Below are 24,618 nucleotides of genomic sequence, written 5' to 3' on the forward strand. Positions count from 1 at the left end.
TTCAATGTCAACCTTTTTCTCAGCCGCTGATCCTTACTCTCAGTCGAGAAGTGATGCGCACGGCAACTAAGCTGATGGCATGGACGGCGAACCATGAGCGAACAGCCGATGCTCCCGGTATGGGGCGTCGTTCCTGAGCCTGTGCGCGGTGTCCTGCAGCGACTTCAAGAGCGCGCGGCTGAGGCGGTCGAGGCGATGGACACGGCCAAGATCGGGGGAGCGGCGCCTCAGAACCACGACGAGGCGTTCCTGCAGATGTCTGCGGCTTCCGAAGTAGCTGACCGGGCGACGCGCGACTACCGCAGCGTGTTCAATGCATACACTCACAAGTTCCACCAACCGAAGCCTCCGATCGGTGAACTGGCGGCGATGCAGGGAGCGATCACACAGTCATTCGCAAAGCGCTACACGCCGAAAACCATCGCTGCAATCGAGGCGCTCCTGGCACCGAAGCCTGACCTTACAGCGATCCAGGCGGGGATCCGCGCACTGGGATTCGACGATCTTCGCGGCATCTCGGACCCGCTCGATAGGGCGATCGCCGAAGCTGAGGCTGACCCGAAGTTTCATCGTTGGCTGCCCGCGGACGAGAAGTCCCGCGCAACGAGCCGAGCGATCCTTCGAGAGACCGACGAACTGTGAGAAGTTTCTTTACTCATTCAAGGCCGGCCTTCGGCCGTCGCCGCACAAAGGGGCGCGACGCCCGCTGCGGTGCGTCCGGTCCTCGCTTCGCTGCGGTCCGGGCGCTCCTCGCGATCGCCACACCCCTCCGTGCCCGAACTCAAGCGCACACTGAGCCAGTCACGACGCTGCGGTATGCCGTCCCGTACCCTTCGAAAGGAACCGCCTGCTATGGCAACGCAACTTGAGCATCTTCTCGCACGTGTTGCGTCGCTCGACAGCAGTCTGGCGGATGCCCTTGAGAAGGAGCTTGAGAAGCGCACCACGGCCGTTGAGTTCGGCATTCACTTTGCAACGCATAGTCCCGAAATTGTGCGACTACCTCGACGTCGCGTGGCTGTGCAAGATAAGGTCGTCTTGCAAACCGACGTGGAGCGATTTCCAGAGATTTATCGGGTGACCTCGATAGGCGCCCGAACCGTTCAGTTGATCGCGAAATCCGGGTCCCGGCTCACCGCGAAACTGAAAGACGTCGTTCCAATCGCTGAATTCGGGGATCCTATCTACCCCGGGATGCGCTCCCTGGGATCAGCCGGGTCACCGTCGATCGGGACCCCCAGCCACGTCGTGATTCAAGGTGAGAATTTCCACGCTCTTCAGACGCTTCGCTATACGCACGCAGCGTCTGTAGATCTCATCTACATCGATCCGCCCTATAACACCGGCAACAAGGCGGAGAACAAGTGGAAGTACAACGACAAGTATGTCGACGACACTTCCGGATATCGCCCTTCCCTCTGGTTGTCGTTCATGGAGAGGCGCCTCCGCCTCGCGCGCGAGTTGTTGAAACCCACCGGAGCGATAATGGTGTCCATCGGTGACGGCGAGCAACACCGTTTGCGAATGCTGATGGACAAGGTGTTCCAGACTGAGAACCATGTAGCACAACTCGCCGTTGAGATGTCGACGACCTCGGGACCGAAGACGACCAATGCGCAGCAGGGCACTATTGTTAAGAACGTTGAGTACGTCCTCATCTACCGTCGATCAGCTGCCTTTGACACTCACGTGCGACACACTCCGCTCTACGACGGGATCGATAAGTGGGACACTAACTACCCGCTCTGGATAAATGACGATGGCACTACTGAGAGCCTCTACTCGCATCTAGATTCGCAGCCAGAAATCCGAGAAGACATTGAACGTCTGCTGCTAACACACAGCGCCGGGCCCAAGAAGGGGCAGTTCGTGGGCGCCCGGGGGATGGATCTATTGATTGCGGGTTCTAAGCCGGCGAAGGAGTTCATCACTCGCAACTTGGCCCGGATTGGCAGGACCGATACGGCACCATCATCCGCGAAGACTGTGGACGTGGAGGTTGGTAGATGGGTGACCCACGCTACCCCTGAGCGGGAGTACATGATCACCAGGTCCTCCAGCGGTAAGCTGTGGCAGATTTACACGCTGGACCGCAATTATCGCGTGTCAGATGATTATGTTCCCCGATTCGGGCGCACAGTGATTAGGGGTGACCTCTGGCGAGGATTTCATTCCGACATGGGACATGTAACGTCGGAAGGCAATGTTGCGTTCAACAACGGAAAAAAGCCGTTGCGTCTGATCAGGCAACTAATTCAGTGGGCGAATAATTCACGGGACGCAGTAATTCTCGACTTCTTCGGTGGCTCCGGCACCACCACGCACGCCGTAATGCAACTCAATGCTGCAGATGGCGGGTCGCGACAAAGTATTCTGGTGACAAATAACGAGCTGAATGCTGTGAACGACGAAGCGATGCGCGAGCGGGGTAAGTATCCAGGTGACGAGGAGTACGAAGCTCTAGGAGTCTTTCGTGCAGTGACTCGTCCCCGTATCGAGTCGGTTGTTTCCGGGGTACGGCCGGATGGAAGGCCTAGTAAGCACCAGGGAATCGATCAGTCGGTCGAATTCTTCGAGTTGACCTATGAATCGGCCGATCAAGTTGCGTTTGGTGACGCTTATGCATCGGTTGACCCTCTGCTTTGGCTCAAAGCCGGTTCAACGGGCAGTCGGATCGGCCAACCCGGTGATGAGCCTTTCATGTTCGCGGACTCCTACGGCGTGCTCTTTTCCCCAGATGCGGTCGCCCGCTTTGTTGCAGAAGTGGCTAAAAGGCCGGAGATCCGACACGCGTTCGCCGTAACTGAAGACGATTCATTCTTCGCAAGCCTGCGGTCTCAACTGCCCGGCTCTGTCCCCTGTACTCGTCTGTATGAGAGCTACCTCACAACTTTTGCGATCAATACCAGCGGGGCCGTCTGATGCAGTTTGAACTAACCACGTACCAGTCTCGAGTCTCAGATGAGGCCACGAGCCTCATCCGGGAGGGCTTTGCTGATGCGCATAGGCCGAACGCGCGGCCCCTCGTGATCACCCTTAGCGCTCCGACCGGCTCGGGTAAGACGGTTATAGCTGCCTCGATCATCGAGCGCCTGCTACGGGGAGACAGCATCGCTGCGGCCGACCCTAACACCATCGTGATCTGGTTTTCGTCGTCCCCCACCCTTAATCGGCAGTCGAGGCGCAAGATCGAGGCTGCAGCGGATCTTATCGACCTCGCAAAACATGTCGACATCGACAACTCTTTCGACGAGCCACAACTGTCGGGTGGCTCGATCTACTACTTGAATCATCAAAAGTTCGCCTCGAACCTAATGCGGAGACGCGAGGGTGTGCGTGCACACACCTTGTGGGAGATGATCTCAAACACGCTGAGTGACCCGAACGCCAACGTGTTGTTCATCGTCGACGAAGCGCACGAAGGCATGGGCGAATCGCGGGACAGCGATTCGCCCGGTACGAGTACCTACCTTCAGCAGCTGCTTCAAGGAGATCCCTCGACGGGCCGACCTCCGATGCCGATCGTTCTTGGTATCACGGCTACGCCTGATCGTTTCGACAAGAAGGTCGGGGAGCTGCTTCCCCGGCTCTCGAAGGAAGCGCTCTCGGTGACCGCCTCCGAAGTGCGGGCGTCGGGGCTGCTCAAGGACCAGATCGTAGTCAAGCTCCCCAACGAGAAGAAGATCTCCACGACGCAGCTGTTGAGAGAAGCGGTTAGAACCGTGCGTCAGATGGAAGGCTGGTGGCGCGAGTTTGCCGATCGAAACCCTGACGAGAAAGTCGTAAAGCCGCTGCTTCTAGTGCAGATGGGCAACACCCCGTCAGCGGCCGAGTCGGCCGAGGCCGTTGGCACGATCCTTGAAGAATGGCCAGAGCTCACAGCTGGCGCGATGCGACATGTAATGGCGCTTGACGGATCCCGGAACTGGGTCGTGGGAGACAGGATCATCACCCACATCGACCCTCAGGATGTTCAAGACGACACGACGTGCCAGGTGTTGTTTGCGAAGACCGGAGTGACTACGGGTTGGGACTGCCCGCGCGCCGAGGTTCTATTCTCGTACCGCGGTAGCAGCGAGGAGACAGTAATCGCCCAGCTCATTGGGCGGATGGTTCGCACTCCTCTCGCGAGCCGGGTCGAGGATGATGACCAGCTCAACTCCGTGACCTGCTTCCTTCCGCGCTTCAACCAGAAGACTGTCGAGAAAGTTGTTGACTCTATCTCGGACCCCACTGGGGGTGGTATTGGAGGGGTCGATGTCAGCATCGAAACGACCGAGGTCGGCTGGAATCCTTCTCCGACCGTTCCAACCACCGAAGCGGTCGAGATTCTGCGCTCACTTCCGCGTCGCACCGTGTCGGAACGGGTAGGCAACCCGATGTCCCGCCTAGTGAAGACAGTGGCAGCACTGGCGAAGCACGAGATCACCGCTTCTCCAGTCACTGATGCCTGGAAGGCGCTGGCCAAACGGGTCATCGATCACTACATCGCGAACCGAGCATCGGTCGATGCTGTCGCAGACGATGTCGAGCGCGCAGATCTGGCGGTCTTTACCGTCAGGATGCTAGATCGCGCCGACGCGGGAGTGACAACTACCTCGTCTGTCGTAGCCGACAACAAGACTGTCGACGACGCGTACAGGGCCGCGATGGCATCATTCGGCGGCAGCGATGGACGCGACGCCGTTCTGTATGCGACCAAGGAACTCGCCTCGGTCGTCGCGGACGCTGGCATCGCCAACTTGAGAAGAGCTAAGGCTGTCATAGCCGCCATAGCTCAAGACGCCGAGTGGATGGCCGAGTACATCGAGTTCGCGGAGAAGTACACCAACTCGCTCTTCGAGACGTATGACGCTCAGATGCACGACGCGGCCTCTCCGCAGGCGATTGCCGAGTTTGAGCGCCTACGTGAGGGCGCTCGCGAGCCGGTCGTTGCACCCTTGGGCCAGTTCCCGACGCGGTTTAAGCCGGTTCCGACGGCGCGGGTCACGGTGACAATGGATCCCAGCGGGACCTCGACGGTGAAGCGCAAGAAGATTCCGTCTTGGCGCAAGCACATCATCTCGAACGCCGATTTTCTGTTCCCAGCGCCAGTGACTTCCTGGGAGGAAGACGTGCTCCGGACAGAACTCGCTCGCGACAACGTAGTTGCCTGGTACCGCAACCCTAAGCAGGGCCAGTTGGCTCTAACTGTCCCCTATCGCATCGGGGGCGGATGGAAGCCGATGCACCCTGACTTCATCTTCTTTGTGCGAAGCGGTGAAGCGCTTAGGGCCGCTATCGTCGATCCACATCTCACTTTCGGCGACACAGTGCCTAAACTCCGGGGCTTGGCTGACTACGCTGAAGCTAGCGGCGAGCACTACACACGAATCTGGTCGGTCATTAATGACCAGGGGCAGATGCGCCGACTCGACTTGCTTGATCCTAAGGTCCGAGAAGCGGTCCACCGACAGGATGCGGAAGCCGTCGACCTATTCCGCACCCTGGGCAAGACGTATGTGGTTGCACCAAGCGAACCGGCGTCACCGGAGGAATGATGGTAAGCGGTAAACAGATCCGCGTGTACCTGGTGGACGGAACGCCGGGAGGTCTCCTGACAGCTGAGATCATGAACTGGACGGGGCACGTCGTGGCGGCGCCCAGGTCCGACATCGCGGATCTGCTCGCCCGTGAAGAGGTTCGCAGGACCGGCGTTTACGTCCTTCTTGGCGACGATCCAGAATCACAATCGCCATCCGGCAAAGCAGTGTACGTTGGCGAGGGAGACGACATAGCAGTGCGTCTCCGTCAGCATTCACGAGCCGAAGAAGCAGGCGGGAAGGACTTTTGGGATCGGGTTGTGATTCTCACGTCGAAAGACGCGAACGTGACCAAGGCACACGCTCGCTATCTTGAGGCCCGACTCATAAACGCAGCGACGTCAGCGAAGCGGGCGACGCTTATGAACGGAACGGCGCCGGCTCCCATCCACCTCCCCGAGGCCGACGTCTCCGATATGGAGTACTACCTCAGCCAGGTTCAGATTGTGCTTCCCGTGCTCGGAATCACCGAGTTTCGGCCGACCCGGGGACAAATGGCTCCCGATAATCCTTCCGCAGCCGGGCACGCAATGGAACGCGCCTCGCCGACGTTTCGATTTGAAGTTCCGCGGTACGGCATCGCAGCTCTGGCTCAGGAAATCGACGCTGAGTTCACTGTGCTTGAGGGATCGGTCGCTCGCGCTGATTGGGTAGGAACGCATCGCCACCCCGGCTACCAGCAGCAACACGCTGCGCTTCTCAGCGACGACACGCTACGCCGAGAGGAAAACGGGCTCGCGCGCTTCACTCAGGACGTAGTGTTCTCATCGCCTTCTGCGGCAGCTGCGGTCGTTGCTGGGCGATCTGCGAATGGACGCATTTCGTGGATAGACGCGTCTACTGGAATGAACTTTGGCGAGTGGCAAAGCCGGGGGATTGCGGAGTAGCGCGAGTAAGCGTGCCGGTCTTGTGCCGGTGGTCCGGCTGAAACCACCCTCGACCAGCCATGACTAACGAGCACAATATCCCGGAACCGCGCGGCGAACGGCGACCAACGAGCGCTCGCTGACCCGTTACATCTAACTCATAATCGTGAGGTCGCGGGTTCGAGTCCCGCCTCCGCTACAGAATGAAAACCCTCGGTTCGCCGGGGGTTTCGTCGTTCCAGCGCGGACGGCGGCGGATGCCGACGGCATCCGCCCGCTCATCTCGGTGTGCGCGTGCTGATCAGTCTGCGACCGCCGCCCGGGTGTCGTTCCGCCTGCCAAGGATGATCCCCAACGCGAGCATGCCGACTCCGAGCACGAGGTGCAGCCAGTTGTCGGCGTGATTGACGGGCACGAAGTTGGCCATCGAGTCATGCGGAACGAGCAGGCCGTACAGCCACAGCGCGAGGTAGACGACACCACCCCAGATGAGATAGTTGCGCGCGCCGTTGAAGCTGCGCGCCAGAGTCACCCCGAGGACGCCGAAGAGCAGGTGCACGATGTTGTGCAGGATCGACACCTGGAAGACGCCCATCAGGAGCGCACCCGACCCGTGACTGGCGAACTGCAGCTGCTCGTAGTTCGTCGTGATCCCGGGTATGAACCCGAGAATGCCGACCAGCAGGAAGACGATGCCGACGACCAGTGCTGTCTTCTGCACGGCCGTCTCTGCGAAGCCTCCCGCTCGTGAATGAGTGGTCATGACCTTCCTCCTCTGTGCTGGACCCCCTGGTAGAGGTGCGCGCAACGCTAGACCTCGCCCGGTCAGGGCGCAAGGCGCTTGCACATCGGAAGAAGAGCGGCCTCGCGCACCGCTTCGGCACGCGTTCACCGCATCCCGCGCCGCTCATCGCGCAGAACGCGCCGCTCATCGCATGAACGGGCCGTGTGAGGTGGTGACCTGTGCGGCCGGGCCGCGGCGCTCTAGCGTGACCGGCAACGCACTGTCGCGTTGCAGTACGCACTGCCGCGTACGAACCGCAATCGAAGGAGATCCTCTTGTTTCACTTCGCTTCACGACCTCGAGCGACGATCCTCTCGGCCGCAGGCGCAGCCGTGATCACCGGCCTGGCGGCCGCGACTCTGATCGGAACGCCCGCCCCCGCGGCTGCCCCCGACTCCGGGCACTCCGGCAAGAAGGTGCTGGAGAGCCCGGACGCCCCGGCCGCGATCGGCCCCTATTCGCAGGGCATCGCCGCGGGCAGCACCGTGTACGTATCCGGGCAGCTGCCCATCGATGCGGAGGTCGGCAAGATCGACCACGGTCACACGATCGCGGAGCAGACCGCGTTGTCGGTCCAGAACGTCGAGGCGGTGCTGCGAGAGGCCAAGCTCGCCCTCGATGACGTCGTGAGCGCCACCGTGTATCTGGCCGACATGGACGACTTCGCGGAGTTCAACAAGGTGTACGCCGAGTACTTCGGCACCGATGCCGCGCCGGCGCGGGCGACCGTGGAGGTCGCGGAGCTGCCGCTGGGCGCCAAGGTCGAGATCAGCGCCATCGCGGTGCGATGAGGAGATGAGAGAGATGAACATGGACAACACGCAGGTCATAGGAGTCTCCCGCCGCTCCGCCCTCCAGCTCTTCGGCGCCGGGGCCGGCGCCCTGGGGTTGGGTGCGCTCGGCATCGCGTCCCCGGCCGCCGCATCCGCGACGCCCGCCGTCGTTCCCGCGGCGAACGATGCGGCGTACTGGTCGAAGGTCGAGCGGATGTTCACGCTCGACAAGCGGGTTCTCTTCATGAACGTCGGAACGGTCGGATCGCCCCCGCGTCAGGTGCTCGATGTCGTGGATGCCGTCCACCGCCAGGTGGCGCGCGATGCGGAAGCGGCGTACAGCGCGTTCGACGACGTGCGTGAGGTGATCGCGAAGGCGCATGGCGTCGACACCGACGAGATCGCGATCACGCACAACACCTCCGACGGCATGGCCAAGGTGCTGCTCGGTCTCAACCTCCGCGAAGGGGACGAGATCCTGACGACCAATCACGAGCATTCGGGCGGCGACACACCGCTGGCGCTGGTCCGAGATCGCTACGGCGTGATCATCAAGAGGGTCGAGTTGCCGGTCGGCGACGATCAGACGGCCGAGGACTATGTCGAGCTGTTCCGTGCGGGGATCACCGCCCGTACCAAGGTCATCATGTTCTCGGCGCCCACCTACCTCACGGGCACGATGCTTCCGATCAAGCTCATCGCGAAGCTCGCCCAGGACCACGGGATCACCACGGTCGTCGACGGGGCGCACATCCCAGGGATGATGGCCTACGACTTCCGAGATCTGGGGGTCGACTTCCTCGCCGGGTCGGCGGCGAAGTGGCAGTGCGCGCCAGGCGGCACCGGCATCCTGTACATCCGCAACCGTGTATCGGCCTCCAACGCCACTCCGCTTCCGGAGTTCTGGCCGATGGTGTCGTCCGGGTATCCGCGCGACGAGTCGGTCGATCTCAGGGCGCGCAACGAGTCGCAGGACATCGGGCGCTACACGCAGACCGTCGGCAACGGCGCCAAGGCGCTGAACGCGGGGGTGAAGAAGGCGGGTGAGATCTGGGACGAGATCGGTCGGCAGCGCATCCAGGACCACATCGTCGGGTTGGCCGACCTCTGCAAGGAGCTCGTCGCCGAACGCTGGGGTGTCGCGTCGCTGTACTCGGCGAAGTCGGATGACCGCCTGACGTGCGCACTGACGTCGTTCAACCCGTTCCAGTCGCCGGGAGACGTGAAGAACGCCGAGAAGTCGTCGGCCTTCGTGTCGCGGCTGCTCGACGAGTACGGCATCGAGGTCCGCAACACGTCGCTCCGGGTGATCGGCGATGCCGCCGCGCACAGCCCGATCCGGGTGTCGACCCACCTCTTCCACCAGCGCACGGACGTCGAGCGGTTCGTCGATGCGGCGTGGAAGCTCTCGAAGCTCATGGCCTGAACCGAAGCGACCGCCGGTGCGACGGCGCCGGCGGTCGTCCATGCCAGAGCCCCCGTTCGTCGCGCACCTCGCACCGCTCGTCGCACCGACCGGCCGTGCCGTGAGACAGCCCGAAGCCACGTGCCGAACGCTCATAGCCTTGCCCAGCGCCTATCCGCGCACGATGTCCCGAGCCCTGTGCGCCCGCAGCCCACCATCGCGCGGCCCCGCACGCACGCAACGCCGCGTAAAGGAGAAGACCATGACAGCAACCCCTGAAACCCGAAGGGGCGACGGCGCACTGATGCAGGATCCCTCCCTGCCGCCCGTCGCCGTTCCCGAAGCCGACCTCAAGCGCGAGTCCCGCTGGACCCTGCCCAAAATCGTCATCTGGGCGGCGATCGCGCTGCTCGGTGCCGTGGCCTGGACGATGCTCGCGATCGTACGGGGCGAGACCGTCAACGCGATCTGGTTCGTGTTCGCCGCGGTCTGCACCTACCTGATCGGCTACCGCTTCTACTCCAAGGTCATCGAGCGCTACATCACGCGGCCCGACGATCGTCGAGCGACGCCTGCCGAGCTCCGCGAGGACGGCAAGGACTACGTGCCCACCGACCGCCGGGTGCTGTACGGGCATCACTTCGCGGCGATCGCGGGCGCGGGCCCGCTCGTGGGCCCGGTGCTCGCGGCGCAGATGGGCTTCCTCCCCGGCACGATCTGGATCATCGTCGGCGTCGTTCTCGCCGGAGCTGTGCAGGACTACACCGTGCTGTTCTTCTCCATGCGTCGCGGCGGCCGCTCGATCGGCCAGATGGCACGCGACGTGCTGGGCAAGGTCGGAGGCACCGCGGCGATCATCGCCTCGCTGCTCATCATGATCATCATCATCGCGATCCTCGCGCTCGTCGTCGTCAACGCGCTCGGGGAGAGCCCCTGGGGTGTCTTCAGCGTCTCGATGACGCTGCCCATCGCGATCTTCATGGGCCTCTACCTTCGGTTCCTGCGTCCTGGCAAGATCACAGAGGTCTCGCTGATCGGCTTCGTGCTGCTCATCGCCGCGATCGTCGGCGGCGGGGCGGTCGCGAACACGGAGTGGGGCCAGGCCGTCTTCCACCTCGACCGATCGGTCATCGCGTGGGGCATCATCATCTACGGCTTCATCGCCGCGGTGCTCCCGGTCTGGCTGCTGCTCGCGCCGCGCGACTACCTGTCGACCTTCATGAAGATCGGCGTGATCGTGATGCTCGCCGGCGCGATCGTGCTGGTGCGCCCCGAGATCGAGGTGCCGGCGTTCACGGAGTTCGCCTTCACCGGCCTGGGACCGGTGTTCTCCGGGCCGCTGTTCCCGTTCTTGTTCGTGACCATCGCATGCGGCGCCCTGTCGGGCTTCCATGCGCTGATCTCCTCCGGCACCACGCCGAAGCTGGTTGAGAAGGAGCGCCAGACCCGCTTCATCGGATACGGCGGGATGCTGATGGAGTCGTTCGTCGCGATCATGGCGCTGGTCGCCGCGATCTCGATCGACCAGGGCATCTACTTCGCCATGAACGCTCCCGCCGCTCTCACCGGCGGAACGCCCGAGGCGGCGGTGGCGTTCGTCAACTCGCTGGGCCTCACCGGGGTGAACATCACTCCGGAGCTGCTCACCACGACTGCGCAGCAGGTGGGGGAGGAGAGCATCATCTCCCGCACGGGTGGTGCGCCGACCCTGGCGCTGGGCCTCGCGCATATCATGCAGCAGATCGGCGGCGGCGTCGCGATGATGGGCTTCTGGTACCACTTCGCGATCATGTTCGAGGCTCTGTTCATCCTCACGGCCGTCGACGCGGGCACCCGCGTCGCCCGCTTCATGCTGCAGGACTCCATCGGCGCGTGGGTGCCGAAGTTCCGTGACATCAGCTGGCGCCCCGGCGTGTGGATCTGCACCGCGATCATGGTCGCCGGCTGGGGCTACATCCTGATCCTCGGCGTGACGGACCCGCTCGGCGGCATCAACACGTTCTTCCCGCTGTTCGGCATCGCCAACCAGCTCCTGGCCGCCATCGCGCTGGCCGTCGTGTTCGCCATCGTGGCCAAGCGGGGCCCGAGCTACGTCAAGTGGCTGTGGATCATCGGAGTTCCGCTCGCCTTCGCCGCCGTCGTCACGATCACGGCCTCGATGTACAAGATCTTCTCGCCAGAACCGAGCATCGGGTACTGGGCCAATAACGCCAAGTACCGTGCGGCGCAGGCGGCGGCAGACGGCAGCCTCGGTGCACCAGAGGTGGTCGAGGCGGTGATCCGCAACACCGCCGTGCAGGGCACCCTGTCGATCGTCTTCGTCGTGCTGACGATCGTCGTCATCGTCATCGCCGTCGGCTCGGCGATCCGCTCGATCCGCGCAGGTGCCACCGACGACGGTGAAGATGCTCCCGTGCCGTCGCGCAGGTTCGCGCCGGCCGGGTTCATCGCGAGCCGCGCCGAGCGCGAGGTCGAGGCGCAGTGGGAGGCGCACGACGCAGAGCACGGCGTGCCCCGTAAGCAGTCGGGGCACTGATGACCGTCTCAGAGCTGAATGCTCGCTCCGCACCCGCTGCCGCATGGCGGCGGGTGCGGAGCGCCGCCGCGAAGATCCGCTGGTACGTCACGACGCTGATGGGCGACCGCGCGTACGACGTGTACGTCGCGCACGTGCGGTCGCAGCATCCGGACGCCCCCATCCCGACCGAGCGGCAGTTCTGGTGCGACCGCATGGCGGAGCAGGACCGCAACCCCGGTGCGCGGTGCTGCTGAGCCCGACGTGAGGCGACCCTAGGCTGGGCGGTATGACCGACCAGGCCCTTGTCGCAGGTGCTCTCGGGGTCGTCGCCGGTGTGCTGCTGACCCTGGTGCTGCTGGCTGCGCTGCGGCTTGGCCGGGGCTCTCGAGCACTCGGGGGCGAGGCCGAGCGCGCCACCAGCCGCACCCTTCACCTCGCCGGTCTCGCCGCGGCCGAGCTGCGCTCGGAACAGGGTCCTGACCTCGTGCGCGCTGCACGGCACCTGCGCAACCTGCTCGGGGTGCAGGCGGTCGCGTTCGTCACCGCAGATGGAGCCGTGGCCTCGGACGGCTCCATCGACGGGCTGGACACCTCGGCCGAGCGCATCGCCGCACGCGTGCGCGAGGCTGGGCGGCGCCAGGTGTTCCTACGCCGCCGTGCTCGCGACGACTCCTCCCACGAGGCGGTCGGGGCGCCCATGATCGTCGACGGAGTGATCCAGGGAGTGCTCATCGCCTTCGCCGATTCGGTACGCAGCCCACTCGTGCGCGCGACCGGCGAGGTCGCCGAGTGGTGCGCCGACCAGATCGCGCTGACCGAGCTGGAGGCGTCACGCGCGAGCCTGGCCGAGGCCGAGCTGCGTGCGCTGCGTGCCCAGATCAGCCCGCACTTCATCTACAACTCGCTCGCGGCGATCGCCTCGTTCATCACGACCGACCCCGAGCGGGCACGCACGCTCGTGCTCGACTTCGCCGACTTCACGCGGTACTCCTTCCGGCAGAAGGGCGAGTTCACCACGCTCGCGCAGGAACTGGGCAGCATCCGCAACTATCTCGAGCTCGAACGCGCCCGCTTCGGAGACCGGCTCGACGTGCGGCTGCGCATCGCACCCGAGACGCTGTCGACGGTCATCCCGTTCCTCTCGGTGCAGCCCCTGGTCGAGAACGCCGTCCGACACGGCCTAGAGCCGATGGCCTCGGGCGGTCGCATCGTCATCGCGGCAGAGGACGAGGCCACCCACACCGAGATCTCGGTGGAGGACGACGGCGCCGGCATGGACCCCGAGCTGGTGCAGCAGGCTCTCATCGGCTCAGCCGACGCATCGCACGTGGGGCTGCGCAACGTCGACACACGCCTTCGACGCCTCTACGGGGCGGAGGGCGGTCTGGTCATCGAGACGAATATCGGCGCGGGTACCATGGTGCGAATGCGCATTCCCAAGTCGCAGCCGATGTACGAGACGGATGCCCCATGATCGTCGATGTGCTCGTCGCCGATGACGAGCCGCCAGCGCTGGCCGAACTGGTCGCGTTCCTGCAGTCGGACCCCAGGATCGGTGCGATCCACGCAGCGCCCAGCGGCGCGGACGCACTGCGGATGCTCTCGGTAGAGGCCGTCGACGCCGTGTTCCTCGATATCCACATGCCTGGCATCGGAGGATTCGACCTCGCACGCGCCCTCGACCGCTTCGCGATCCGGCCCGAGGTTGTCTTCGTCACGGCGGATGAGGCCGGCGCTGTCGAGGCGTTCGACGTGCATGCCCTCGACTACGTGCTCAAGCCCGTGCGTCCGGAGCGCCTGCGCAGGGCGATCGACCGCGTGGTGGTAGCCCGGCAGGCGAGCGAGCCGGGAGCCGCAGCCGATACGGAGACCGTACCCGTGCCGGTCGGGCAGTCGGTGAGGCTGGTGCGCCGTGACGATGTGCGGTGGGTGAAGGCTGAGGGCGACTATTCGCGGCTGTGGACGGGCTCGGGCGACAGCCACCTGATCCGCATCCCGATCTCAGAGCTTGAAGAGCGGTGGGCGGCGGCGGGATTCGTGCGCATCCACCGCTCGTACCTCGTGCACGCCGACGCGGTGACCGAGGTGCGCCTTTCCGCTTCGCCTCCGGTCGTAGGACTGCCCGAGATCGAGCTGCCGGTGAGCCGCCGGCTCATCCCCGCTGTGCGCAGCCGGCTCGTCAAGACGGACCGCCGGTGAGTCGTCCAGGCGACGAGAGGGCTCGCCGGGTGCGGGTGTCGTTCGAACCCTCCAGCCCGGCGGCGGACGCCGCGCGCACGCTGGGCATCGCGCTGCCCGGGGCGCCCGTGCGTGAGGCCGACACGGTCTTCCTCAACGACCTGATGCGCGCCCAGCTGCGGCTGGCAGGCGCCTGTCTGATCGGCTTCGTGCTGATGTCGCTGGTGCTCACCGCCGCGATCATGATCATCGCGAACACCACCGATCCCGCTGTCTTCGGTGTGCCACTGTCGTGGCTTCTGCAGGCGTACGCCTACTACCCGATCATCCTGGTGTTCTCGGTGGTGTTCGCCCGCAGCGCGGCCCGCAACGAGCGGCGGTTCCGTGCGCTCGCCGAGGACGAGAACGACAGGACGATGCGATGAACGTCGCGCTCGGCCTCGCGGCGGTGACGATCGTGCTCATCGCCACCGTCGTGCTGGGAGGCATGGGGGTCCGGCTGAGCCGCACCACCGGCGACTTCTTCGTCGCGTCTCGAAGCGTGCGGCCCGTGTGGAACGCCTCCGCCATCAGCGGCGAGTACCTCTCGGCCGGAACTTTTCTCGGCCTCGCGGGCTTGGTGCTGCTCGTCGGCGCCGACGGCTTCTGGTTCCCGATCGGGTACGCGGCCGGCTATCTGCTTCTGCTGCTGTTCGTCGCGGCGCCCCTGCGCCGCAGCGGGGCATACACGATCCCCGACTTCATCGAGGCGCGTCTCGAGTCGCGCGCCGTGCGCCGGGTCACGAGCCTGCTGGTCATCGTGATCGGCTGGCTGTACATCGTTCCGCAGCTGCACGGAGCCTCCCTCACACTGCAGGTCGTGGCGAATCTGCCGCCGTGGGTCGGCGCGGTGGTCGTCGCCGCCGTCGTCTCGGGCATCGTCGCCGCCGGAGGCATGCGCGCGATCACGGTCGTGCAGGCCATGCAGTACTGGCTGAAGCTCAGTGCCCTGACGATACCCGCCGTCCTGACGCTGATGGTGCTGTCCGATCGTGAGCCGACGCTGGCGCCGCTGGAGGCGTTCCCCTTCGAACTCGGTCCGGCCGCCACCGATCCCTACTCGACAGCCTCGCTGATGCTCGCCCTGCTGCTCGGCACGATCGGGTTGCCACATGTGCTCGTTCGCTTCTACACGAGTCCCGACGGCGGGTCGGCCCGCCGCACGACGGTGCTGGTCGTCGCGATGATCGGTCTCTTCTATGCGGTGGCAGGCACGCTGGGACTGATCGCACGCGTGGCGGCGCCCGATATGGCCAGGGCGGGACTCGCCGACACCGTCGTACTGGCGCTACCGATGCGGGTGCTGCCTGAACCCATCGGTGCGGTGGTCACCGCGATCGTCGTGGCGGGCGCGTTCGCGGCCTTCCTCGCCACCTCCTCGGGTCTGGTCGTCTCACTCGCCGGTGTGATCAGCCAGGACGTCTTCGACGGCTCCGTGCGCTCCTTCCGCCTCTCGGCGGTGCTGTGCGTCGTCGCGCCGCTGTGCGTTGCGCTGCTCACCGGTCCTGAAGCACTGGTCTCCAGCGTCGGGACGGTGTTCCTCGTCGCAGCGACCAGCCTCACACCCGTCATCCTGCTCGGCGTGTGGTGGCGCGGACTGACAGCACGGGGGTCGATGGCCGGGATGCTCGTAGGCGGGCTCACAGTCGGCGCGTCGATCAGTGCCTCGGCCATGCTCGGCGCCGACGCCGCGACCGTGGCGCCCCTTCTCGTGCAGCCCGCCGCCTGGGCGATCCCGCTGGTGATCGCCGTGGTCGTGGTCGTCTCGCGGCTCGACAAGCGCGGAGCCCCGATCCGCGCCGACCGCTACCTGACGCGGTTGCATCTCCCGGAGCGCCACGGCGACGCGAGCTGACCGCGGGCGCGGAGGCGACCCCTCATCCGTCGGCCTCGCCGGTGTCGACCTCTTCCGGCAGCCTGCTCACCGGGGCGACGACGATGTCCTGCACCTTCCAGTCCAGCGCCGTGATCGCCCGGGAGAGCTCGTTGAGCTCGGAGACAGCCACCTTCGCCCTGCGGGGGATGACGAACGCCTCGATGTGGAAAACCTGTCCCTGATCCCGCATCCGCACTCCGGCGTCCTGCACCCAGGGCCGGGAGCGCGTCAGCTCGAGCACTTCCTGGGCGAGGGGGTGCGGCGCCTTGTCGTCGTAGGTCTTCGCACGCTGATCCATGAGGTCGAGCACGGCGCCCTTCGTGTTGCGGAAGCCGTCCCAGATGATGCCGAGCGAGATGAACAGCGCCGCCACGCCGTCGAGCCACCACACCCCGAGACCGATGCCGAGCACGCCGACGATCGAGGCGGCGTTGGTCTGCCAGTCGGCCTTGGCCATGTCGGCGTCGGCGTAGAGCAGCTTGTTGTGCAGCACGGGAGCGATCTTCGATTTGGCAGGGCCGTAGATGAACACCGGACCGATCACGATCACGGCCATCACCGACACCATCAGCCAGCCCAGCCAGATGGTGTGCCCGAAGATCTGCACCGTGCCGATCGTCGGATGATCGCCCGCGATGAGGCCTGACACCGCCTCGACCGCCAGGTTCGCACCGACGGCGAGCAGCGCCACTCCTGCGACCAGGTGGCCGACTCCCATGGCGCGGTGCATGCCGTACGGGTGCCGCTTGGTCGGGGAACGGCGAACGAAGATGAGGGCGATGAGAAAGGCGAACTGCGGCAGCAGCGAGAGCATGTCCTCGATCCACGCTGTGCGCATGGCCTGCGAGTTGCCGACGACGAACGCGACGACCGTGATGGTCACGGCCGTGTAGCAGATGGTGAAGACCTCCCAGCGTGCGGCGCTGCGCAGGGCCCTGTGCTGGGTGCGGGGCAGGTCCGTGCGCCCGAACTGATGGACGACGCTCACGACCCGACCTCCTCGTCGAGGAACCGTTCGAGCTCCGAGAGGAAGGCGTTCTCGCCCGGCGGCACCAGCAGCACCAGGCTGCGGCCGTCAGCGCCGGGGATTCCGGAGTATCCGCGAGTGGTGCCGGCGTTCTCGATCCATGGCGTCTGATCGGTGATGCCGCCGATCACCAGGTCGAGCTCACCTGCTTCCAGCATGCCGACAAGCGCCTCCTCGCTGCCGACCGTCCACACCGCTTCGGCGTCGAGCATGTCGCCGAACTCTGTGGCGAGGTCGGGCAGCGGGCCACTCGGATCGGGGCCGGTCACATCGACGAGTCCGGGGTCGGGGCTCGCACCGATGCGCAGCTCACCGCCCGTGACGGTGTCGAGCGTGCCGTCGGGGTCGGAGGGCACGGTCAGTCCGCAGCCGGCCAGCGCACCCGCGAGCGACACGAGCGCGGCGGCGGAGATGAGGCGGCGGGAAGGGCGGACCGTGAAGGGGCTCGTCCTCGGGGTCTTCATGACAGCATCCTGCCGTGAACCGAGCGGCGACCGCACCGTCTTGACGAGCGGAGGTGCTCCCGGCTAGGCCGGCGTCACTCCCACAGCTTCCAGCTGAGCAGCGCTGCGCGGGTGGAGCGCTCCTTGCGGGCGTCGTCCATGCCTCGCTGCACCACGGCGGCGAAGATCTCGCCGCCGGCGGAGCCGGGGTGGATCCGGTCACCGGCGAGCAGATCGGGGTGCTTCGAGATCGCTCCCGACCAGTCGGCCACGACCACCCCGGCGCGGCCGCGAGCGAACGCGTCGAGATCGCGGTTGACCCCCGCGATCCATTCGCGGGGTGCATAGGCGTTCACCAGGATCAGGTCGCGGTCGTGGCCCACTGTGTCGGCGATGTGCTTGAGCACGCTCCTATCGACAGGGCCGTTGGTGCCGAGCGCCACGACGACGTGATCGCGCAGCTCGCCCGAGACCGCCAACCGGTCGACGATCTCGGCTCCCGCCCAGATGGAGCGCGAAACCTCGGCATCGACGACGATGCCAGGCAGCCGCTCATAGAGGGCGGGTGCCGACGCCAGCATCACCGAGTCGCCGACGGCCGTGACCTGCTCGCCTGTGATCTGCACGGGCGAAGGTGCAGGAGCGGGAGTCTGCTCGGCCCTCCTGGCCTCGGCCTCCCTGAGCGCCTGCTGACCATCGCGAATCGACTGCTCCGAGGCGGTCATGGCGGGGGCGCTCGCGACGGCGGCGGTGGTGCCGCCGATGGCGATCACGCAGCCGACCAGACCACTGAGCATCGCGAACCTGCCCGCGGGTGTGCTGCGCGGGCGAGCGCGCACGGCACGCAGCGAACGGCGGAACCCTAGTCGGCGCACGGGCTGTTCGATCCAACGATACGAGGCGGACGCCGAGACCAGGGTGACCAGCAGCGCGAGCGCTCCGACCGCCCAGCCCGGAACCTCCCAGGCGGCGACGGCGGCCGTTGCGAGCACGAGGACGGGCCAGTGCCAGAGGTAGACGCCGTACGAGCGGTCGCCGAGCCAGCGCAGCGGCGCGACGTCGAGCATCCGGCCGAACCGCGAGCCGGGCATGACACCCGCCGCGATCGTCATCAGCGACCCGGCCGACGCCAGCAGCAGCGTGCCGGGGAACGAGGCGGCGTCCTGCGTGTCGGGCAGCAGCGCGGCGAACACGATCGTCCCCAGTCCGATCATGCCGAGCAGTGCGACACCGCCCTGACCGAGACGGGTCCGCATCCATGCCGCATCCGGCATGCGTTCGGTCGCGAAGGCGAGTGCGATCCCCGCCAGCAGCCCGAAGGCGTGCGAGTCGGTGCCGAAGTACGCACGGGTCGCGTCCTCCGCTGCGAGCACCGACATCCACCACGCCGACCCTGCGGCGGCGCCCATCGCGACGGCGACGCGCGGCCAGCGACCCGGTAGCAGCAGCACGAGCGGCAGCAGCAGCGGCCAGAGCAGGTAGAACTGCTCTTCGACCGCCAGCGACCACACGTTGCGGAACAGCTCGGGAGCGGTCGTGGCGAAGTAGTCCGAGCCTGCGGCGATGGCCGCCCAGTTGTAGCTGAAGGTGAAGGCGCCCAGCAGCTGGCGCGCGATGCCCACGAGCACGTCGCCGCCGATCGCCCATGCGGCGGTCGAGCACACCGTCAGCACGACGATGAGCGCCGGCAGCAGCCGACGAGCGCGACGGCGCCAGAAGTCCACCAGCCGGCGGCGTACTCCGAGGCGCGTCGGGCGAAGCAGCAGGGAGGTGATCAGGAACCCGCTGACCACGAAGAAGACGTCGACGCCGACGAAGCCGGAGCGCAGCGGAGTGCCGGGGAACAAGTGGTAGATCAGCACCAGCGCCACCGCGATCGCCCGAAGTCCGTCGAGTCCCGCGTAGCGCGGGATGCGAGAGGAGGGGAAGGTCATCTGAGCGTGCGTGAGTATCGTGTCGGAGGCGATGTGACCCTCCAGTTTAGGCTGGCTTCGTGCGCATTCGCCTGGACATCGCCTATGACGGCACCCACTTCCGCGGGTGGGCCAGACAACCGGGGCTGCGTACCGTGCAGGGCACGCTCGAGGCGGCACTGGGTCGCATCGTCGGCTCCGAGATGCAGCTGGTCGTCGCCGGGCGCACGGATGCCGGGGTGCACGCCGCCGACCAGGTCGCGCATGTCGACCTCGACGAAGCGCAGTGGTCGCGAGTGCAGTCGCGCCACGGCAGGGCCGCCTCCGATCCCGCGGGTTCGCTGGCGCACCGCATACGGGGAGTGCTGGGCGCGTACCCCGACGTGACCGTCACGCGCACGAGCATCGCCCCTGACGGGTTCGACGCGAGATTCTCGGCGATATGGCGGCGCTACCGTTACCGCCTGGCCGACGCCGGCACGGGCTACGATCCGATGCGCCGCCACGACACCACGACGCTCAAGGTCGCGCTCGACGCGGATGCGATGGATGCCGCGGCACAGACCCTCATCGGGTTGCACGACTTCGCCGCGTACTGCAAGCCTCGCGAGGAGGCGACGACCATCCGGACGCTGCTCGACTACCGGTGGCGTCGCGACGCCGAGGGCGTGCTGATCGCCGAGGTGAAGGCCGATGCCTTCTGCCACAGCATGGTGCGCGCTCTGGTCGGGGCGTGCGCGGCGGTGGGGGAGGGCAGGCTCACGATCGGCGACGTGGCGCGCCTGCGTGACGAGCTGAGCCGCACCAGCGCGTTCAAAGTGCTGCCTGCCAGGGGGCTCACCCTCGCGGAGGTCGGCTACCCGGCCGACGAGTTGCTCGCGGCGCGCGCAGAGCAGACTCGCGCTCGCCGTGAACGGGAAGCCCCGGGGAACGCGGATGCCGGTGGCTGAGACCTCTGAGGGCTCTCCGCGGATCAGAGAGATCGATTCGCCCGCCCTGATGCTGGTGAGTGCGCTTCGCGACGTCGTCGTAGGTCTCACCGTCGGCAGCGTCGGCACGTTCCTGCTGCTGGTCGTGCTGGGGATCATCGAAGAGGAGACGTCGCTGTTCGACGGCATGGGCGTCTCGCTCGACCTGGACGCGCTGTTCCGTGCGTCCATGGGCTCCGTGCTGATCAGCTGGGGCGTGATGGCTCTGGCCTGGCCCGCTGTGCTGGTCGCAGGGAAGTTCGCCACGTTCGGGGCCGCCGAGGCGTTCGCCGCACGGCATCCGCACGACTCGCCCCCGCGCGGGGTGCGCGAGGGACTGCGGACCGCGCCCGGCGAGACGGTGCGCGGCACGGGTCTGGTCTTGTTGTGGATCGGGGCCGCCATCACGGCGCTCTTCCTGCTCGTCACGCTCGTGATGCAGGTGCAGGGCGAGAACGACGACGGCATCGGCTGGGTTCTGACCGGAGGGTGCGCCGTGATCGCCGCCGCCGGCTACGGGCTGATGGTGCTGGGCGCGCGCATCTCGGCGTCGCAGGGTCAGCGCGTCGACGCCGTGCTGTCGACGTGGAGGTCGCGCAGCGCGGCCGCTGAGAAGGCCGAGCGGCGGATGCGGCGGGAGCTGCCGCCTGCGGAGCTTCCACCCGCGCTGCGGCGGCGCCGGCGCGAAGGGATCCTGGCGACGGTCGGGCCTTGGCTGCTCGGCGCGGGCGGAGTGATGTTCATGCTGGCGATCGTGCTGCGCCAGCCGTGCCGCGGCTGTGAACAGAACGAGTGGGGGCCGACTGGGGAGGGCCTCATCGATTCGCTGTCGACAGCGGGTGGCGGCATCCTCACCGCGCTCGGTATCGCCTCGATCGGAGTGTGGCTGTTCTCGGTTGTGCGACTCTTCGTCACCGAGGAGGTGCTGCGGCGCTGGCTGCGCGCTCGATCCGGCGTGCGAGTCGCCGACGAGAAGCTGGGCGAGTTCCTTTCCACGCCATCGGCCGCCCGCCTCGGCGCGACCACGCTGGCCGCGTTCGGGACGAGCCTGCTGATGGTCGCCGGCGGTGTCGCCATCGCCGAGTGGGAAGGGCTAGACCCGTCGATCGGTCTCACCGTCGGCCAGGCGATGCTCTTCGCGGCGGTGCTCGCGGGCCTGGTGGCCTGGCGCCGGCAGGTCGCGCTGCGCACCCTGGTGCGCGACCGCACGCTGCCCGGTGATCCGCCCTTGCATGACTCGAATCGTCGCGCAAGGCAGGGCGGGCATCGGGAAACCGGGCGATAACGTGGGCGCATGAGAGTCATCTCGTACAACCTGCGCAAGCATCGGGCGGCGTCCGAGCTGGAGGGGCTGGTCGACGAGCACGACCCCGACATCCTGTGCCTGCAGGAATGCGACACCACCGATCTGCCGAGGATGGTCGGTGGGCTCGAACTGGTCGACTCCACCAAGGGCAACAGGCTGGGGCTCGCCGTGTACGCCCGACACAACACCTTCCGCATAGACGCGGTGCGCACGATCGGGCTCAAGAAGTCGCTGCACGACCGCATGCTCAAACCCGCGCACGAGCGCGTGCTCGGGGTGCGCATGCACGAGATCGACTCGGGGCGCGGCCTCATCGTCGCCTCGTTCCACGCCGCCCCGCTCACCGCTCTGAACGCTCTGCGCCGCAACCAGATCCGCGCCGCCCTCACCGAGCTGGAGTCGATGGGGCCCGGTCTGCCGGTGCTGATGGTCGGAGACTACAACTACCCCGTCTTCAAAGAGAACCTCGGTCAGAGCGTGCGCGAGCACGGCTATTCGCTGACCCTCAGCGACGACCACACCTATACGCGTTACCGGGTGCTCCGCGGGCATTACGACTTCGCGACATCCGTGGGCTTCTCGATCGACAGCATCCGCACACTCCCGCAGCGCACGAGCGACCACCGCCCGATCCTCGTCACGGCGGAGGCGGCGTGACGCTGAGGGGGATCCACACGACCACCGGCGACCCTCGGCACTGCGGCGGCTGACGGAGCTGCACGCTGCTGGCGTCGCTGTGAATCGCCATCATGCGCGTGCGTGCATGAGGCGGACCGCGAGCCCGCGGTTATCCTGAATCCATACGTCTCGGCGACCGACAAGGGGCAGGCCATCACCGCTTCGAACGCACCGCGCACGCGCCGTGAGGCGCGGAACCTGGGAACCCTCGCGGATCTCGACCCCACTCTCGAGCTCGACCTCGGCTCGGGGGAGGGGGACGACGGCCTGCCCGGCGACCCCGACGGCACCGGCGGGGGAAAGCGACGTCGGCACTGGCCATGGATCGTGCTGCTGTCGCTGCTGCTGATCATCATCGCGCTCGCCGCGATCGCAGGCGTCTTCTTCATGCAGGCGATGCAGGTGAAGGACGACCTGCAGGACGCGAAGGGCCGCATCTCGCAGGTCGTCCCTCTCGTCAAGAGCGGCGACCTCGACGGTGCGAAGCGTACGTCGGAGGAGGTGCTCGCCTACACGGCATCCGCGAACAAGACCGTCAGCAGCGACCTGTGGAGGCTCGCGAGCCGGGTGCCATGGGTGGGTGCCAACGTCACGGCGATCAGCGAGACGACCCAGGCGACGCACATTCTCGTGCGCGACGCGATGCCGCTCGCGGTCGAGCTGCTGCCCCTCGCCGACGTCGAGAACTTCAAGGTCGACGGCGGCGGCATCAACCTCGAGCCGTTCCGCGCCGCCCAGCCCAAGCTTCCCGCGCTGCGGGACGTGTTCGACGAGGCGAAGTCGCACGTCGACCGCATCGACCTGGACGCGGTGCACCCCTACGTGCGTGAGAACATCCAGCAGCTGGTCGACGTCGTCGACGATTCGACGCCCATGATCGCTTTCGCCGAGGAGAACCTGCCCCTCGTGCTTTCGGTGCTCGGCGGCGACGGTCCGCGCTCGTACGCGATGCTGTTCCAGAACCTCGCCGAGACGCGCGCCACAGGCGGCAACCCGGCGGCCGGCGCGGTGCTGGTCGTCGACAACGGCAAGGTGACCATGCGCGAGGACGCCGATGCTCTCCGCTTCATCGCCGAAGGCCCCAAGGCTCTGCACCCTCAGTCGCTGACCGACAGGAACGCCATGGCGCTGTTCGAGCCCGACACCTGGGAGCGCTCGCAGAATTACACGCGTCCCCCCGACTTCACCGACACCGCGCACATGATGAGCGGCCTGTGGGGCGCGACCGTCGGCGGCGCGCCGAACGGGGTGATCTCCATCGACCCTGTCGTGCTGTCCTACATGCTCAGCGTCACGGGTCCCGTCTTGGTCCCGGGTGAGACCGTGCCGGTGACGGCCGACAACGCGGTGAAACTCCTGCTCAGCGACACGTACGAGCGGTTCGGCAGCAGGGGAGACCTGGCCGACCTCTATTTCGCCAAGGTCTCATCGGCGGTGTTCGCGAAGGTGATGAGCGGCGGCTGGGATCCGCTGAAGATGGTCGAGCAGCTGCAGAAGGCGGCCGACGAGCAGCGGGTGTACGCATGGTTCGCCGATGAGAAGCAGCAGGCGATGGCGGTCGAGCTCGGCATCGACGGCATGGTGACCACCGACAACGAGACCGTCACGCAGACAGGGATCTATCTCAACGACTCGTCGCACTCGAAGCTGGAGTACTACCTGAAGACCGAGATGGCGGTCACCTGCTCGGCTGAGAAGCGCACCATGACCACGACGGTGACCATGCACAACGCCGTTCCGGGCTCCGACCTGAGCCACTACACGCTCGGCTTCCGCAACCGCAGCTGGGGGTACCCGCGCACCACGATGTTCCTCGACGTGATCGGGCTCTCGCTTCCTGGCGGCAAGCTGACGGGATCGTCTCCGGGCTCCGGCGATCGCGACGGTTGGGATCGCAGCGCCGCATACAAGGGGCGCCAGGCCGAGAGCCTGTTCATCACCCTCGCGAAGGACGAGACCAAGAAGGTGTCGTTCACGTCCACGATTCCCGAGGGAGCCACCGCCCCGCTGGAGGTGCGGTACACGCCGACTGTGACGAAGACGCCGGTCAGCGTCGACAAGTCCTGCCTCGACATGTTCCCGGCTGCGGAGTAACCGACGAGTTGGGTTCAGCAGGCCGGATGCGGTAGGCTAACCCTTTGGTGCCTGCCCTTCGGCCTGTCCGGATGGCGAGCACGACGAACGTGAGCCCTCCACTGGCGTGTTCCCGGACCGATCAGGCCGAGAACCACCCCGGAGTGGGATTCACGAACTTCTCCGTTC

General features: G+C 66.1%; 20 protein-coding genes. 16 read left to right on the forward strand and 4 right to left on the reverse strand.

The genetic code is table 11. The annotated features are described in order from the left end of the window. The first annotated feature begins 93 nt into the window (after positions 1–93). The 4 genes from RIN43_RS04140 (at position 94) to RIN43_RS04155 (ending at position 6,469) form a co-directional block, all read left to right on the forward strand. Positions 94–642 carry a hypothetical protein gene (locus RIN43_RS04140; protein ID WP_309127613.1) on the forward strand — a complete coding sequence of 183 codons (549 nt, stop codon included), beginning with the start codon at positions 94–96 and terminating at the stop codon, positions 640–642. A 210-nt stretch (positions 643–852) separates the two neighbouring features. Beyond that, entirely contained in the window at positions 853–2,922 is a 2,070-nt protein-coding gene (locus tag RIN43_RS04145; RefSeq protein WP_309127614.1) for a site-specific DNA-methyltransferase, read from the forward strand. Beyond that, positions 2,922–5,540: a DEAD/DEAH box helicase family protein gene (locus RIN43_RS04150; RefSeq protein WP_309127615.1), complete on the forward strand. Its 2,619-nt coding sequence runs from the start codon at positions 2,922–2,924 to the stop codon at positions 5,538–5,540. The genes RIN43_RS04145 and RIN43_RS04150 overlap by 1 nt, the downstream gene beginning before the upstream one ends. Positions 5,541–5,563: 23 nt before the next feature. Further along, the gene (locus RIN43_RS04155; protein ID WP_309127616.1) at positions 5,564–6,469 is read left to right on the forward strand and encodes a GIY-YIG nuclease family protein; all 906 of its coding nucleotides are present in this window, start codon (positions 5,564–5,566) and stop codon (positions 6,467–6,469) included. Between the two features lie 280 nt (positions 6,470–6,749). Here RIN43_RS04155 and RIN43_RS04160 read toward each other — a convergent pair whose 3' ends face one another. Next, positions 6,750–7,211 carry a DUF4383 domain-containing protein gene (locus RIN43_RS04160; RefSeq protein WP_309127617.1) on the reverse strand — a complete coding sequence of 154 codons (462 nt, stop codon included), beginning with the start codon at positions 7,209–7,211 and terminating at the stop codon, positions 6,750–6,752. 296 nt (positions 7,212–7,507) lie between these two features. On the opposite strand from RIN43_RS04160, the gene RIN43_RS04165 reads away from it, so the two are divergent. From RIN43_RS04165 to RIN43_RS04200, 8 genes are all read left to right on the forward strand, one after another. Then, positions 7,508–8,023 carry a Rid family detoxifying hydrolase gene (locus RIN43_RS04165; RefSeq protein WP_309127618.1) on the forward strand — a complete coding sequence of 172 codons (516 nt, stop codon included), beginning with the start codon at positions 7,508–7,510 and terminating at the stop codon, positions 8,021–8,023. A 13-nt stretch (positions 8,024–8,036) separates the two neighbouring features. Further along, positions 8,037–9,431 carry an aminotransferase class V-fold PLP-dependent enzyme gene (locus tag RIN43_RS04170; RefSeq protein ID WP_309127619.1) on the forward strand — a complete coding sequence of 465 codons (1,395 nt, stop codon included), beginning with the start codon at positions 8,037–8,039 and terminating at the stop codon, positions 9,429–9,431. A 241-nt stretch (positions 9,432–9,672) separates the two neighbouring features. Beyond that, positions 9,673–11,946, forward strand: coding sequence for a carbon starvation CstA family protein (locus RIN43_RS04175; protein ID WP_309127620.1), 2,274 nt, complete (start codon positions 9,673–9,675; stop codon positions 11,944–11,946). Continuing rightward, the gene (locus tag RIN43_RS04180; RefSeq protein WP_309127621.1) at positions 11,946–12,182 is read left to right on the forward strand and encodes a YbdD/YjiX family protein; all 237 of its coding nucleotides are present in this window, start codon (positions 11,946–11,948) and stop codon (positions 12,180–12,182) included. The genes RIN43_RS04175 and RIN43_RS04180 overlap by 1 nt, the downstream gene beginning before the upstream one ends. Before the next feature lie 32 nt (positions 12,183–12,214). Next, positions 12,215–13,402, forward strand: a complete 1,188-nt coding sequence (locus tag RIN43_RS04185) for a histidine kinase (RefSeq protein ID WP_309127622.1) — start codon at positions 12,215–12,217, stop codon at positions 13,400–13,402. After that, a complete protein-coding gene (locus tag RIN43_RS04190) occupies positions 13,399–14,127 on the forward strand; it encodes a LytTR family DNA-binding domain-containing protein (RefSeq protein ID WP_309127623.1) in 729 nt (242 codons plus the stop codon). The genes RIN43_RS04185 and RIN43_RS04190 overlap by 4 nt, the downstream gene beginning before the upstream one ends. Continuing rightward, on the forward strand, positions 14,124–14,531 hold the full coding sequence (locus tag RIN43_RS04195) for a heavy metal transporter (protein ID WP_309127624.1): 408 nt from the start codon (positions 14,124–14,126) through the stop codon (positions 14,529–14,531). Before RIN43_RS04190 ends, RIN43_RS04195 begins: the two co-directional genes overlap by 4 nt. Further along, positions 14,528–16,000, forward strand: a complete 1,473-nt coding sequence (locus tag RIN43_RS04200) for a cation acetate symporter (RefSeq protein WP_309127625.1) — start codon at positions 14,528–14,530, stop codon at positions 15,998–16,000. Before RIN43_RS04195 ends, RIN43_RS04200 begins: the two co-directional genes overlap by 4 nt. Positions 16,001–16,022: 22 nt before the next feature. On the opposite strand, the gene RIN43_RS04205 is transcribed toward RIN43_RS04200, so the two are convergent. The 3 genes from RIN43_RS04205 to RIN43_RS04215 all read right to left on the reverse strand — a co-directional run bounded on the left by RIN43_RS04205 (position 16,023) and on the right by RIN43_RS04215 (position 19,425). After that, complete coding sequence (locus RIN43_RS04205; RefSeq protein ID WP_309127626.1) at positions 16,023–17,009, reverse strand: cation transporter; 987 nt, start codon at positions 17,007–17,009, stop codon at positions 16,023–16,025. Further along, entirely contained in the window at positions 17,006–17,512 is a 507-nt protein-coding gene (locus tag RIN43_RS04210) for a hypothetical protein (protein ID WP_309127627.1), read from the reverse strand. Before RIN43_RS04210 ends, RIN43_RS04205 begins: the two co-directional genes overlap by 4 nt. 74 nt (positions 17,513–17,586) lie before the next feature. Further along, complete coding sequence (locus RIN43_RS04215) at positions 17,587–19,425, reverse strand: acyltransferase family protein (protein ID WP_309127628.1); 1,839 nt, start codon at positions 19,423–19,425, stop codon at positions 17,587–17,589. A gap of 59 nt (positions 19,426–19,484) precedes the next feature. On the opposite strand from RIN43_RS04215, the gene truA reads away from it, so the two are divergent. The 4 genes from truA to RIN43_RS04235 all read left to right on the forward strand — a co-directional run bounded on the left by truA (position 19,485) and on the right by RIN43_RS04235 (position 24,450). Beyond that, positions 19,485–20,354 carry a tRNA pseudouridine(38-40) synthase TruA gene (gene truA / locus RIN43_RS04220; RefSeq protein ID WP_309127629.1) on the forward strand — a complete coding sequence of 290 codons (870 nt, stop codon included), beginning with the start codon at positions 19,485–19,487 and terminating at the stop codon, positions 20,352–20,354. After that, on the forward strand, positions 20,347–21,657 hold the full coding sequence (locus tag RIN43_RS04225) for a hypothetical protein (RefSeq protein WP_309127630.1): 1,311 nt from the start codon (positions 20,347–20,349) through the stop codon (positions 21,655–21,657). The genes truA and RIN43_RS04225 overlap by 8 nt, the downstream gene beginning before the upstream one ends. Positions 21,658–21,666: 9 nt before the next feature. Next, positions 21,667–22,335, forward strand: coding sequence for an endonuclease/exonuclease/phosphatase family protein (locus RIN43_RS04230; RefSeq protein ID WP_309127631.1), 669 nt, complete (start codon positions 21,667–21,669; stop codon positions 22,333–22,335). A 102-nt stretch (positions 22,336–22,437) separates the two neighbouring features. Further along, the gene (locus RIN43_RS04235; protein WP_309127632.1) at positions 22,438–24,450 is read left to right on the forward strand and encodes a DUF4012 domain-containing protein; all 2,013 of its coding nucleotides are present in this window, start codon (positions 22,438–22,440) and stop codon (positions 24,448–24,450) included. The last annotated feature ends 168 nt before the right edge of the window (positions 24,451–24,618 follow it).

The sequence above is a fragment of the Microbacterium sp. genome (assembly GCF_031178445.1).
Taxonomy (GTDB): Bacteria; Actinomycetota; Actinomycetes; order Actinomycetales; family Microbacteriaceae; genus Microbacterium.